The sequence below is a fragment of the Ideonella azotifigens genome (assembly GCF_021043325.1).
Lineage (GTDB): Bacteria > Pseudomonadota > Gammaproteobacteria > Burkholderiales > Burkholderiaceae_C > Ideonella > Ideonella azotifigens.
On the sequence record NZ_JAJNKD010000014.1, the window covers coordinates 100,978 to 112,958 of the forward strand.

Sequence of the window (11,981 nt, forward strand, 5' to 3'; positions counted from 1 at the left end):
CCGGGTGCGGCTCAGCTGCGCTGGCGAGGCAGGGCCACGCCCAGGGCGTGGCCTTGGCCGTCGAAGGGCTGTTGCGTCACTCGCCCGCCCAGCTGCGCGCTGAGCTGCGCGACGATGGCCAGGCCCAGTCCTGCATGGCCACCAAGCCCGTTGCCAGGGCCCAGGCGCACAAAGGGCTGCAGCGCTTCGCTCAAGCCTGCAGGCGGCAGGCCGGGGCCGGCATCCCGCACCCACAGCCTGCATTCGTCCGCATCGCCCTCCGCGACGATGCGCACCGGCGGCCGGCCATGGGCCAGCGCGTTGTCCACCAGATTGCCCAGCAGGCGCTGGATGGCGAGGTCGGGGTAGCCGGTGCGCTCGGCAGCTGCGCTGTCCTCGATCTGCAGCTGAACACCTTGTGCTGCGTACTGCGTGGCCAGCGCATGCAGCTGCGCGGCCAGGGGCCGGGGCTGGCCCAGGCTGATCTCGGCGCCGCCGCGGGCGAAACCCAGGAACTGGCCGACAAAGCGCTCGACCGCGTCAAAGTCCGGTGCCATGCGCTCGGCCACGGCGGCGGGGCATTCGACATCCACCCGCAGGCGCAGCCGCGCCAGCGGTGTGCGCAGGTCGTGGGAGAGACCGGCCAGCAACTGGCGTCGGCTGGCCTGGGCCTGCATCAGCGCCGCCACCAGCCGGTTGAAGCCGCTGATCAGCGGTTGCAGCTCGCGGCCGGCTGCAGGCGGCGCTTCCAGCGGACGCAGCGCCCCAGCCCGCTCGGCCATCGCGTCGGCAATGCGGGCAATGGGCCGGGTGATCAGGCGGATGCCCAGCACCAGGGTCAGGGCTGCCGCGAGGCCTACCGCCGCCAAGGCGGCCAGCAAGGGCAGCAGCGGGCCGCCTGGCGGTGGCGTGTGGGTGGGCAGCAGCAATTGCCAGTCTTCTCCGTTCACCTGGAAAGAGGCCTGCAGATGGGTTGTGGCATCAGCACTTGCATCAGGCGCCGCTTGCCGCGTCAGCCGCACCTCTGGCCCCAGGAGGGCCTGCAGGCGGGCCATCAGCGGCTCGCCGGGGCTTTGCGGGACGGGAGGAGGCGCCCGGCGCAAATGCAGGCCCAGCGCTTGGAGTTCTTCGGCCAGCGCCTGGCGCTGATCGGCCGGGGCGCGCTGGAGCGTCAGCCGAGCCGTCGCGATCTGGCGATGCAGGGCCTCGGTCAGGTCCTCGCCCAACGGGTCGATGGCGCGAAAGATCAACGCGCCATTGAGGGCCAGCGACAGCAGCCCCACGGCCACGGCCAAGCCGATCAGCCGGTGCACGATGGAGAAGCTGGCGCCCAGTGACCTGGCGCCAGCAGGCCCTGAAGCCGGTCCCGCGCGCGGGGACGGTGGGGCGGCCGGCGTGGCACTCACGCCGGCTGCAACGGGATGGGGGCTTCAGGGGCGGTGAGGGTCTCCCCCGTGTGCGGCACGAACATGTAGCCATGCCCACGCACCGTCTGGATGAAGCGCGGCGCGGCCGGGTCCGGCTCGATCAGCTTGCGCAGCCGCATGATGGCCGCGTCGATGGCGCGCAGCAGCACCGCGTCCTGGCTGCTGTGCGAGGCGGCCAGCAGCTGCTCGCGCGAGACGGTGCTGCCGGCGTGGCGCGTGAGCGTGTGCAGCAGCGCGTATTCGACGGTGTTGAGCACCCGCACCTCGTCGCCGCGCTGCAGGCTGCGCTGGGCCGGCGAGAAGCGGTAGGCGCCGATGGACATCTGCCGGTCGGGTGCTGAGGCCGGCGGTGGCCCGGCATCGGTGCGGCGCAGCACCGCGCGGATGCGGGCCAGCAGCTCGCGCGCCGAAAACGGCTTGCCGAGGTAGTCGTCTGCGCCCATCTCCAGGCCGAGGATGCGGTCCACCTCCTCGGTGCTGGCGGTCAGCAGGATGATGGGCAGGCGATCGCCCTCGGCACGCAGGCGCTGGCAGGCCTGCAGGCCGCTCATGCCCGGCAGTCCCACATCCAGCACCACCAGGTCGGGCCGCGGCGAAGGCTCGTGGCGAAGCCGCGCCAGCAGCTCCTCGGCGCTGCCCAGCGCGGTGACCTGCTGGCCCTGGCGCTGGAAATAGAGCTGCAGCATGTCACGCAGCTCCGGGTCGTCTTCAACCACGAACAAATGGGCGGGGCGGGAGCTGCTGTACATGGAGGGCGATGCAAGGGGAAGGGCACACGGCGCCATGATTGCTTCGCTGGCTTGATGCAGTGTTGCTGGCCCATGAACCTTGGTGACACAAAACGACATCGAGGCCTCCACCGTGATGGACTACCAGAACGACAGGCTGTCGCTCAGCACGCGCTGGATCCAGCTGCGCTGCGCCGCGTCCGACACCTCGCCGCGGCCCACCACCTCGACCTTGGCATTCACCGCATCCGACGAGGCCACGACGTTGCCGGCCTTGATGTCGCGCGGGTTCACGATGCCGGAGAAGCGCAGCACGCTGACCCCGCCGTTCAGCGCGATGCTGCGGTCGCCGGCCACCACCAGGTTGCCGTTGGGCAGCACGTTGATCACGGTGGCGGCCACCTGCGCGCTGAACTTGCTGCTGTTGTCGGTGCTGCCGTCGCCCTTGAAGCTGTTGCTGCCGGCGGCGCTGGCGTCCTGGTTCATGATGGACGACAGCAGCTTGTTGCCCGAGTTGCTGCCCGGGCCCTTGGAGGCCATGGCCCGGTCGCCGCTGGTGGTCGTGCTGGCCTTGTGGCTGGCGCTCAGGCTCTCGGCAATCTCGACCTTCAGCGTGTCGCCGATCTGGTGCGGCTTCTTGTCGCGGGTGTAGAGCGTGTCGGCCGACATGCCGGCCTGGTAGATGGCGCCGGTGCGGGCGCGCTCCACGTTGGCCGGGCGGGGCAGCGGCGCGGCGGCCAGCGGGCCCGGCACGGTGCTGTCGGGCGCGCTGGCGCAGCCGCTGAACAGCAGCACCAGCAGCGCGCCGCAGGACCAGCACAGCAGGCACAGCAGTCTCAACGTGGTGGATTCACTGAGGACGATGGGGGTGTTCATCGAAGAGGCTCCTGGGGCGGGGGATCCATCAGCAAGATGGCGTTCAGTTTTCGAAGCCGGTGACCAGGGCGCTGACGACCGGGGCCACCTTGCTGCGCGTGCTGCGCCACTTGCCCCAGCCGAGGCCGTTGTCCACCTCATAGCGGCTGCTGGAGAGCACGGCACCGTCGGCGTCGCGCAAGGTGAGCGCCAGCGTGCTGAGGTAGGCCTGGTAGCCGCCACCCAGCGGCGGCACTTCCCAGCCGATGGCGGCCTCATAGGCCAGCGAGACGCTGCAGCGCTCGGGCAGCACGCCTTCGTAAACGCGGGTCTCGATCTGGTGCAGCCGCAGCTCGGCCTGCAGCGCCGGCACCAGGCCCTGGGCTGGCGTGTCGGGGTTGAAGGCGATGCACAGCGTGTGGAATCGCGGGTGCAGGTGGTAGACCGTGTCGCTGGCCTTGGGCTCGCCATAGGGCAGGGCCATGCTGGCCACGGTGCCACCGGCCTTGGCCAGTTCCCACAGCGGCACCGGGCTGAACAGCGAACAGCCGGTCTGCGACAACACCAGGGTGGCCGCAGACAACGAAGAGGCAATCAGTCGCATGGCATCGGTCCGGTCAATGCGGGCTGCGGGCGCTCACGCCCTGAGCACCGACAGGCCCATGGCCACGTAGCTGGCCGCGCCGTCGACCATGTCGCCCAGCGTGTCGGTCACGGCCGAGGCGGCATCCTCCACCGAGTGCGTGACCGAACTGGCGGCGTCGGCCACGCTGTGTTCGACCGACTGGCCCCAGGCATAGGCCTGTTGCACGGCGTCCTGGATGTCGCTGCCGATCTCGCTGGCCTCGTCCATCACGCTGTGATAGCCGTCTGACAGGCCCTGCTCGATGCCCTGTGCCAGGTCGTGCACGCTGGCCACGGTGCCGTCCCAGGCGGCACCGGCCGCGTCGGCGAGTGCGTCGCCAGCGTCGTGCAGGCGCTTCAGCGCTTCGGCGCTGAACGACACGCCCGCATGGGCGGCTTCACCTGTGGCCTGGGCCACGCCCATCGCGGTGGCCACCACCGGGCCATATTGTTTTGAATTGACTTCGAAAGCACCCAGGGGTTTCTTCTGGGTGCTGGCGATGCCAGGATTGGCCATATTCGAGGACAAGGCGCTGATGCTGCTCATGGCGAGGCTCCGGAGGAGATGTCGAGGGAATTGCGGGCGAATGCAGCGCAGGTCCGCCGGGAGGCGGTTGTCGCACCAAGGGATGCCTGTGCTGGTGAAGTGAATGCTAGGCAGCCGCGCCGGCCGGGTTTTGGCGAGCAATTCGAGATTCACCCGCCAATTCGATTGCCGTTCACTGATATTCACGAAGTAAGAATATGGCGTGACTGGCAATATAGATTCACGCGAGAGGCATTGAATATCGCCAATTCAGCATGGGGCGGCATATGCTGGCAACAAAGCGGCAGCGAATTCGGGTTTCGCGGGCAAGTTTATGAGCTACGGCGCACAGACGGTGATGCCGCATGCTGTGCTGAAGCATGCGGCGTCATGCTGTGGGGTTGGGACCTGAAAGCCGTGCAGCGGTTCATGCGGCCGGCGTCATGCCGCATTGCGCGGCGTGACCGGATCAGTAGGTGCGGCCGCCCTTGAATTGCGCGTGGGTGCGGCGCTTCAGGTCGGTGGCCTGGGCCATCGCGGCGAACGAGCCGCCGGCGTGGGCGTGGGTGATGGCCAGGCCCAGCGCGTCGGCCGCGTCCTTGCCGGGCAGGCCGGGCAGGCGCAGCAGCCGCATCACCATTTCCTGGATCTGCTCCTTGCGCGCATGGCCGTGTCCGACAACCGACTTCTTCATCTGCAGTGCCGTGTACTCGGCCACCGGCAGCCCGGCGGTGACCAGCGCCGTCAGCGCCGCGCCGCGGGCCTGGCCCAGCAGCAGGGTGCTCTGCGGGTTGACGTTGACGAACACGATCTCGCACGAGGCCTGCGTGGGCTGGTAGCGCTCGGCCACCTCGCGCACGCCGTCGAAGATGATCTTCAGCCGGTTCGGCAGGTCACCCAGCGCGACGCCGGAGGTCGTGCGGATCGTGCCGCTGGCCACGTAGTGCAGCGTGCTGCCCTCGATCTCGACCACGCCGAAACCGGTGCACTGCAAGCCGGGGTCGATGCCCAGCACCCGAACAGGAACACTCATGGCGTGAGCTTGAAGTACCAGCGCACCGAATGGAAGAACACCGGCGCGCCGAAGGCCAGCGGTGCGATGCGGTCCAGCAGGCCGACCGCGCCGGTGACCGAGGCCCGGTTGCCCCACCAGGCGACGCCTGCGTCCTTCTTCAGCGCCCGCATCACGAACTCGCCGATGTTGCCGGCGGCCGCGGCGATGGTGGCGATCAGGATGGCCTGCGGCAGCTTGAACGGCGTGATCCAGAACAGCAGCCCTCCCGTCAGCCCGCCCACCGCGGCGCCCAGCGCCCAGGCCTGCAGCGAGAACGTGCGGCTGATGGCACGCGCCACCGGGCGGCGGCGCAAGCGCTGGCTCAGCGTCTCCTGCGCGAAGTAGGCGACGATGGCGACCAGCACGTAGAAGAACAGCAGGAAGGCGCCGCGGCCGGCGTGGCCGGGGAAGTCCAGCAGCAGCAGCGCGGGCGCGTGCGACAGGCCGAACACGCAGACCATGATGCCCCACTGGATCTTGGCGTTGCGCTCCAGGAAGCGGCCAGGGTCGCCGGCCAGCGCGCTGATGACCGGGATCACGAAAAACACGTAGACGGGAATGAAGACCGAGAACAGGTCGAAATGCTGGCCGCCCACCAGCACGTACTGGATCGGCAGCACGATGAAAAACGCGAAGATCAGGCTGCGGTGGTCGCTGCGGCGGGTGTGCATCAGCGTGATGAACTCGCGCAGCGCGAGGAAGGAGAACACGCCGAACAGCAAGGTCGCGCCAATCGGCCCGGACAGCCAGGCCAGCCAGAAGGTGGTCAGGCCGATCCACATCGCGCGCAGCTCGCGCACGAAGCGGTCATGGCGCAGCTGGATCTCGGGCGGCGCGTCGCCCAGGCTGCGCAGCGTGGCCCACGTTGTCAGGCCGGCCAGCACGCCGAACACGATCACGAACAGCAGGCCGATCTGCTGCTCGGTGCTGAGTTGAAGCAGGTCCTGCATGGGCTCAGCCTCCCGCCGGCCGCAGCGCGACGACGGCCGCGCGGGCGCGGTCGAGGAAGGCGCGCTTGTCTTCGCCGGGGTTCAGGGCCATCGGCGCGCCGAAGGTCACGGTGCACAGGATGGGCACAGGCACCACTTCGCCCTTGGGCATCACACGCTGCACGTTGGCGATCCAGGCGGGAATGAGCTGCACATTCGGGAACTGCGCGGCCAGGTGATAGAGGCCACTCTTGAAGCTTTGCGGTTCACCCTTGTTGCTGCGCGTGCCTTCGGGAAAGATGACCAGCGAATCACCGCCCTGCAGCGCCTGCACCAGTGGCTCCAGCGGGTCCTGTGCATCCGGGCCTTCCTTGGCGCGGGTGCGGCTCACGTAGACGGCGTTGAAGACCTCGCGTGTCAACCAGTGCTTGAACGGCGAGGCGGTCCAGTAGTCCTTCGCCGCGATCGGCCGGGTCTGCGCGCGCAACTCACCGGGCAGCGAGGCCCAGATCAGCACCCAGTCCAGGTGGCTCTGGTGGTTGGCAAAGTAGATGCGCTGCAGCGCCTGCGGCGGGCAGCCTTTCCAGTGCCCTTGGGCGCCGGTGATCAATCTGGCGATGAAAGCCAGCAACTGGCCCACGAGGTCGGCTCTGGTCATGGGGCCGCATGTTAGCCGCCGGCCATGCCGCCCACTTCAACCCGGCGCGCGCAAGGCCTGCGCCATCAGCGGCCACAAGGCCTTGTGCGAGCCGCGGAACCAGTCGATGTGACCGATGGCCTTGTAGCCGAGTTCGGCTGGGTGCACGCGGCGCACGCTGTGCGGTGCGGCGGGCAAGGTGCGCAGCAGGTCGGCCACGGTCTTGTCGGTGGCAATGTTGTCGTCGCTGGCGTGCAGCACCGTGATGGGCGTGCGCACCGCGGCGTGGAAGTCGTTGGCCGCGCCTTGTTGCACCGCATTGGTCGCGTAGCCCCCCGCGCTGCACCACTGGCCCCATTGCAGCGCGACCTGGGCCGGCAGGTTCTCGCCCAGTCCCACGGCGCTGCAGGTGCCGTAGCCCTTCAGGCGGATGCCCAGCGGCACCAGGCCGCACAGCACCATGCGCGCGGCAACGCGGAAGGCCGGCCGCATGCCACCGAACCAGCCTGTGGAGGCCGAAATGCCGACCAGCCGGGCCACACGGTGGTGGTTGGGCAGCAGACCCAGCATCTGCGCGCCGGCGCTGTGGCCCAGCATCAGCACCTGCGGCTGGCCGGTGCGCGCCAGCAGCCAGTCCAGCGCCGCCACCTGGTCCTGCTGGCCCCATTCGGCCAGCGTCGCCTGGCAGTCCTTCAGCGGGCCATGCAGCGACTGGCCCACGCCGCGGTAGTCGAACACCAGCACGTCGTGGCCCCGCGTTGCCAACCAGGCGGCAAAGCGCAGGTAGAAGTGCTGGCGCACGCCGGTGGCCGGGGCGATCAGCACAGGCAGCCCGCCGCCTTCTCCGGTGTTGCCGCCGCTGCGGGCGAGGAAATGGCCGCGCAGCGTCACGCCGTCGGCGCAGGTGAGGGCGACGGGTTCGGCCAGGTCGGCGGGGGTGTCAGCGCGGCTCATCGGTCTCTCCTGGCACGGTGGGGCCGCCCAGCTGCTGCACATGGCGCAGCCAGCGGGCGACGGTCTGCAGCTCGGCTTCGCTGAAGCCGGCGGTGAGCTGGGTGTTGATGCGGGCGGTGGCCGCGTGCAACGGTGCGAGCTGGTCGCGGCCCGCTGGGCGCAGCCAGACCTGTTGGGTGCGGGCGTCTTCCGGCGACACCCGGCGCTGCACCCAGTCCAGCGCCTCGCTGCGCTGCACCAGGCCCGAGACGGCCGAAGGCGCCAGGTCCAGCGCCTGGGCGACACGGCCCATCGTGGCGCCGTCTTCCTTGGCCAGCACGAACAGCAGCCCGGCCTGCGCCGGCGTGGGCGCAGGTTCGCCGCTGGCGGCGGCTTCAGACTGCAGCACGGCCATCCATTGCTGCAAGCGGCGCTGGGCGCTGTTGAGCAGGAAGATCAATCGAGGCGGGCGGGGTGCGCGGGCAGGCGACATGGCATCATTATTTCGTATGCGAAGTATCTGGCGCAAGAAAAACCGGCCGAAGCCGGTTTTGCAGGGCGGCCGCTCAGTGGCGGAAGTGGCGGGTGCCGGTCAGCACCATCGCGATGCCGCGTTCGTCGGCCGCGGCAATGACCTCTTCGTCGCGCATCGAGCCGCCCGGGTGGATGACGCAGGTCGCGCCTGCGTCCACCACCACGTCCAGGCCGTCACGGAACGGGAAAAACGCGTCGCTGGCCACGGCCGTGCCGGCCAGGCTCAGGCCGGCGGCCTGGGCCTTGATGCTGGCGATGCGGGCCGAGTCGAGGCGGCTCATCTGGCCGGCACCAACGCCGAAGGTCATGCCGTCCTTGCAGAAGACGATGGCGTTGCTCTTGACGAAGCGGGCCACGGTCCAGGCAAAGCGCAGGTCTTCCAGCTGCTGCGCGGTGGGCTGCAGCTTGGTGACGACCTTCAGCTCGCCGACGATGTCGATGGTGTCGGCCGACTGCAGCAGCATGCCGCCCCCAACGCGCTTGAAATCAAGCGTGTTTGCCGAGGACTCGCGCTTGAAGTCCAGCGGGTTGCTCAGCTTGCTGAGCGGCACTTCCAGCAGGCGCACGTTCTGCTTGGCGGCATAGGCCGCGCGGGCGGCCGGCGTGAAGGCCGGCGCCATCGCCACTTCGACGAACTGCTTGTGCGCGTTGATGGCCTCGATCACGTCGGCATCCACCGGGCGGTTGAAGGCCATGATGCCGCCGAAGGCCGAGGTCGGGTCGGTCTTCAGCGCCTTCTCGTAGGCTTCCAGCAGCGTGGCGCCCACGGCCACGCCGCAGGGGTTGGCATGCTTGACGATCACGCAGGCCGGCAGGTCGAAGGCTTTCACGCATTCCCAGGCCGCGTCGGCATCGGCAATGTTGTTGAAGCTCAGCTCCTTGCCCTGGATCTGCGTCCATTGCGACAGCGTGCCTTCCACCGGCTTGGCTTCCTTGTAGAACGCCGCGCTCTGGTGCGGGTTCTCGCCGTAGCGCATGCCCTGCACCTTGCTCAGCTGCAGATTGAAGACGTCCGGGTACTCGGCGCGAACCGGCACTTCGGCGGTCTTCTCCTCGGCGCCGGCTTCCAGCGCGGTGAGGTAGTTGGTGATCATGCCGTCGTAGGCGGCGGTGTGGGCGAACACCTTCTTGGCCAGCTTGAACTTGGTGGCGCGCTGCAGGCCTTGGCCCTTCAGTTCGGCCAGCACCTGCGGGTAGTCGCTCGGGTCGATCACGACCGCGACGTCCTGCCAGTTCTTCGCGGCCGCACGCAGCATCGCCGGGCCGCCGATGTCGATGTTCTCGATCGCGTCGTCCAGCGTGCAGTCGGCCTTGGCGGTGGCCTGTGCAAACGGGTAGAGGTTGATGATCAACAGGTCGATCGTGCCGATGCCGTGTTCCTTCAGCGCGGCCATGTGCTCGGGCACGTCGCGGCGGGCCAGCAGGCCGCCGTGCACGCGCGGGTGCAGCGTCTTCACGCGGCCGTCCAGCATCTCGGGGAAGCCGGTGATCTCCGAGACTTCGGTGACCGGCAGGCCGGCACTGGCCAGCAGCTTGGCGGTACCGCCGGTGGACAGCAGCTTGATGCCCTGTGCGTGCAGTGCTTGAGCGAATTCGACGATGCCGGTCTTGTCGGAGACCGAGAGCAGGGCGGTGAGGGTGGACATGGTGGCGATGGCGGAAGGAAAAATGAATCGGGCCGAGCTCAGGGCTTCAGCAATTTGTGTTCAACGAGCTTGCGGCGCAGCGTGTTGCGGTTGATGCCCAGCCATTCGGCGGCCTTGCTCTGGTTGCCCTCGGCCTGGCGCATCACGACGTCCAGCATCGGCTTCTCGACCGCGCGGATCACCATGTCGTGCAGCGAATGTGGCTCGGCGCCGTGCAGGTCCTGGAAATACTGGTCCAGCGTCTCGCGGACGCACTCCTCGATGTTCTTTTTGCTCATGGCTCTGGCAGCTTGGCCGGCAAACAGCTGCCGGTCCTCAGGGGAAAAGAAAAAGCAGGCCCGCCGGGCATCCCGGCGGGATGTCCGAGGGCCGGGTTCAGGCTTGTTGTTCGATCAGGTCCTGGTTGGCTGCCCAGGCGGGCAGCGAAGGCAGCAGCGGGTGGGTGTCGGCCAGGTCGTCGAAGAAGGTGCGCACGGCGCCCAATTGGGCCTGGCCATCGTCCAGCGTGTTCATCACCGCGCGGAAGGCCTCGCCACCTGGCAATGAACGCACCGCCCAGCCAATGTGCTTGCGCGCACTGCGCACGCCGGCTTCCTCGCCGTAGAGCTGGTAGTGATCCAGCAGGTGCTCGGTGAGCCAGCGCTGCACGTCGCGCGTGGGCGGTGGCGGCAGGTGCTGGCCGGTCGCCAGGAAATGGCTGATCTCGCGGAAGATCCACGGCCGGCCTTGTGCGGCGCGGCCGATCATCAAAGCGTCGGCCCCGGTGTGCTTCAACACGTCGGCGGCTTTTTCGGGCGAGTCGATGTCGCCGTTGGCGACCACCGGGATGCGCAGCGCGGCCTTCACGGCGGCCACCGTGTCATGTTCGGCAAAGCCCTTGTAGCCTTGCTCGCGGGTGCGGCCGTGGATCGTCAGCATCGCAATGCCGGCGCTCTCCGCCGCCCTTGCCAGCGCCAGCGCATTGCGCTCGGTGTCGCACCAGCCGGTGCGCATCTTCAGCGTGACCGGCACGCCGCGCGGCGCGCAGGCGGCGACCACCGCCTCGACGATGGCCAGTGCGCCGAGCTCGTCGCGCATCAGCGCCGAACCCGCCCACTTGTTGCAGACCTTCTTGGCGGGGCAGCCCATGTTGATGTCGATGATCTGCGCGCCGCGGTCGATGTTGTAGGCCGCGGCCTCGGCCATCATCAGCGGCTCGGTGCCGGCGATCTGCACCGCGATGGGCGCGCTTTCGCCTTCATGGTTGGCCCGGCGCGAGGTCTTCAGCGACTGCCACAGGTCCTTGCGCGAGGTCACCATCTCGCTGACCGCATAACCCGCGCCCAACTGCTTGCACAGCTTGCGGAACGGCCGGTCCGTCACCCCGGCCATGGGGGCGACGAACAAGGCGTTCGGGAGCGTGTAGGGGCCGAGCTGCATGGGTTCGGTGCGAAAGCGTGTGGGTGGCGGGCGGGGGAGAGGCGGAGCGTGGCCGGCAGGCGGCGCGCCGGTTGCTCAAAAAGGAGGCAAGATTATAGAGCGGCCCCGTCCGGTCCGCGGACATCCTGGCGGTGACAATCGACGCATGGAGCTTTGGTTGCAATCCCTGCTCGGCTGGTTGGCGCTGCCGAGCTTCGGCCTGTCCACGCTGTTTGTCGTCGCGTTGATCTCGGCCACGCTGTTGCCGCTCGGCTCGGAGCCGGCGCTGCTGGGGCTGCTCTACCTGCAACCCGACTTGTTCTGGCCAGCGATCGCGGTGGCCACCGCCGGCAACACGCTGGGCGGCGCGATCAGCTGGTGGACTGGCTACGGTGCCGAGAAGGCCTGGGAGCATGTGAAGCACCGCCCACCGCGCGAGATGCGGCTGCTGGCCTGGCTGCAGCGTTTCGGCCCCAAGGCCTGCCTGCTGAGCTGGTTGCCGCTGGTGGGCGACCCGCTGTGCGCGCTGGCCGGCTGGTCGCGGTTGCCGTTCTGGCCCTGCGTGGGCTACATGCTGATCGGCAAGGCCGCGCGCTACCTGACGATGACCTCGGTGGCGCTCTACTGGTTTCCACACGCGGCGGCTTGAGCCAAGCGTACCCGGCCCTGCCATCCCCCAAGAGGGGGAGAGCCGCCGGGTTATTTCCGCCG

General features: G+C 68.7%; 14 protein-coding genes. 1 reads left to right on the forward strand and 13 read right to left on the reverse strand.

The genetic code is table 11. From position 1 onward, the window contains the following. Positions 1-11: 11 nt before the first annotated feature. The 13 genes from LRH25_RS33200 to dusB form a co-directional block, all read right to left on the reverse strand. On the reverse strand, positions 12-1,385 hold the full coding sequence (locus tag LRH25_RS33200) for a sensor histidine kinase (protein WP_231012626.1): 1,374 nt from the start codon (positions 1,383-1,385) through the stop codon (positions 12-14). After that, entirely contained in the window at positions 1,382-2,155 is a 774-nt protein-coding gene (locus tag LRH25_RS24160) for a response regulator (protein ID WP_231012628.1), read from the reverse strand. The genes LRH25_RS33200 and LRH25_RS24160 overlap by 4 nt, the downstream gene beginning before the upstream one ends. A 120-nt stretch (positions 2,156-2,275) precedes the next feature. Beyond that, entirely contained in the window at positions 2,276-3,010 is a 735-nt protein-coding gene (locus tag LRH25_RS24165; RefSeq protein ID WP_231012631.1) for a flagellar basal body L-ring protein FlgH, read from the reverse strand. A gap of 43 nt (positions 3,011-3,053) precedes the next feature. Beyond that, positions 3,054-3,593, reverse strand: a complete 540-nt coding sequence (locus LRH25_RS24170) for a cell division protein FtsI (protein ID WP_141289678.1) — start codon at positions 3,591-3,593, stop codon at positions 3,054-3,056. Positions 3,594-3,626: 33 nt separating this feature from the next. Continuing rightward, entirely contained in the window at positions 3,627-4,160 is a 534-nt protein-coding gene (locus tag LRH25_RS24175) for a hypothetical protein (protein WP_141289677.1), read from the reverse strand. 448 nt (positions 4,161-4,608) lie between these two features. After that, the gene (ruvC, locus tag LRH25_RS24180; RefSeq protein ID WP_141289676.1) at positions 4,609-5,172 is read right to left on the reverse strand and encodes a crossover junction endodeoxyribonuclease RuvC; all 564 of its coding nucleotides are present in this window, start codon (positions 5,170-5,172) and stop codon (positions 4,609-4,611) included. Then, on the reverse strand, positions 5,169-6,143 hold the full coding sequence (locus LRH25_RS24185) for a phosphatidate cytidylyltransferase (protein ID WP_141289675.1): 975 nt from the start codon (positions 6,141-6,143) through the stop codon (positions 5,169-5,171). Before LRH25_RS24185 ends, ruvC begins: the two co-directional genes overlap by 4 nt. A 4-nt stretch (positions 6,144-6,147) precedes the next feature. Next, positions 6,148-6,780: a lysophospholipid acyltransferase family protein gene (locus LRH25_RS24190; RefSeq protein WP_141289674.1), complete on the reverse strand. Its 633-nt coding sequence runs from the start codon at positions 6,778-6,780 to the stop codon at positions 6,148-6,150. Positions 6,781-6,816: 36 nt separating this feature from the next. Next, positions 6,817-7,713 (reverse strand): alpha/beta hydrolase family protein, encoded by an 897-nt coding sequence (locus tag LRH25_RS24195; protein ID WP_170200998.1) that lies wholly within the window; start codon positions 7,711-7,713, stop codon positions 6,817-6,819. Next, positions 7,700-8,185, reverse strand: a complete 486-nt coding sequence (locus LRH25_RS24200) for a MarR family winged helix-turn-helix transcriptional regulator (RefSeq protein ID WP_231012633.1) — start codon at positions 8,183-8,185, stop codon at positions 7,700-7,702. The genes LRH25_RS24195 and LRH25_RS24200 overlap by 14 nt, the downstream gene beginning before the upstream one ends. A gap of 73 nt (positions 8,186-8,258) precedes the next feature. Beyond that, complete coding sequence (gene purH / locus LRH25_RS24205) at positions 8,259-9,872, reverse strand: bifunctional phosphoribosylaminoimidazolecarboxamide formyltransferase/IMP cyclohydrolase (protein ID WP_141285470.1); 1,614 nt, start codon at positions 9,870-9,872, stop codon at positions 8,259-8,261. A 38-nt stretch (positions 9,873-9,910) separates the two neighbouring features. Then, positions 9,911-10,150, reverse strand: coding sequence for a Fis family transcriptional regulator (locus tag LRH25_RS24210; protein ID WP_141285468.1), 240 nt, complete (start codon positions 10,148-10,150; stop codon positions 9,911-9,913). A 97-nt stretch (positions 10,151-10,247) separates the two neighbouring features. Next, a complete protein-coding gene (gene dusB / locus LRH25_RS24215; RefSeq protein ID WP_141285466.1) occupies positions 10,248-11,291 on the reverse strand; it encodes a tRNA dihydrouridine synthase DusB in 1,044 nt (347 codons plus the stop codon). A gap of 145 nt (positions 11,292-11,436) precedes the next feature. Here dusB and LRH25_RS24220 point away from each other — a divergent pair, with 145 nt between their 5' ends. Continuing rightward, positions 11,437-11,919 (forward strand): YqaA family protein, encoded by a 483-nt coding sequence (locus tag LRH25_RS24220; protein ID WP_141285464.1) that lies wholly within the window; start codon positions 11,437-11,439, stop codon positions 11,917-11,919. Positions 11,920-11,981 lie beyond the last annotated feature (62 nt).

Bases quoted from the DNA above. Each gene is read 5' to 3' on its own strand.
- LRH25_RS24160 (WP_231012628.1), bottom strand. From the start codon at position 2,155: ATGTACAGCAGCTCCCGCCCCGCCCATTTGTTCGTGGTTGAAGACGAC.
- LRH25_RS24165 (WP_231012631.1), bottom strand. From the start codon at position 3,010: ATGAACACCCCCATCGTCCTCAGTGAATCCACCACGTTGAGACTGCTG.
- LRH25_RS24170 (WP_141289678.1), bottom strand. From the start codon at position 3,593: ATGCGACTGATTGCCTCTTCGTTGTCTGCGGCCACCCTGGTGTTGTCG.
- LRH25_RS24175 (WP_141289677.1), bottom strand. From the start codon at position 4,160: ATGAGCAGCATCAGCGCCTTGTCCTCGAATATGGCCAATCCTGGCATC.
- ruvC (WP_141289676.1), bottom strand. From the start codon at position 5,172: ATGAGTGTTCCTGTTCGGGTGCTGGGCATCGACCCCGGCTTGCAGTGC.
- LRH25_RS24185 (WP_141289675.1), bottom strand. From the start codon at position 6,143: ATGCAGGACCTGCTTCAACTCAGCACCGAGCAGCAGATCGGCCTGCTG.
- LRH25_RS24190 (WP_141289674.1), bottom strand. From the start codon at position 6,780: ATGACCAGAGCCGACCTCGTGGGCCAGTTGCTGGCTTTCATCGCCAGA.
- LRH25_RS24195 (WP_170200998.1), bottom strand. From the start codon at position 7,713: ATGAGCCGCGCTGACACCCCCGCCGACCTGGCCGAACCCGTCGCCCTC.
- LRH25_RS24200 (WP_231012633.1), bottom strand. From the start codon at position 8,185: ATGTCGCCTGCCCGCGCACCCCGCCCGCCTCGATTGATCTTCCTGCTC.
- purH (WP_141285470.1), bottom strand. From the start codon at position 9,872: ATGTCCACCCTCACCGCCCTGCTCTCGGTCTCCGACAAGACCGGCATC.
- LRH25_RS24210 (WP_141285468.1), bottom strand. From the start codon at position 10,150: ATGAGCAAAAAGAACATCGAGGAGTGCGTCCGCGAGACGCTGGACCAG.
- dusB (WP_141285466.1), bottom strand. From the start codon at position 11,291: ATGCAGCTCGGCCCCTACACGCTCCCGAACGCCTTGTTCGTCGCCCCC.
- LRH25_RS24220 (WP_141285464.1), top strand. From the start codon at position 11,437: ATGGAGCTTTGGTTGCAATCCCTGCTCGGCTGGTTGGCGCTGCCGAGC.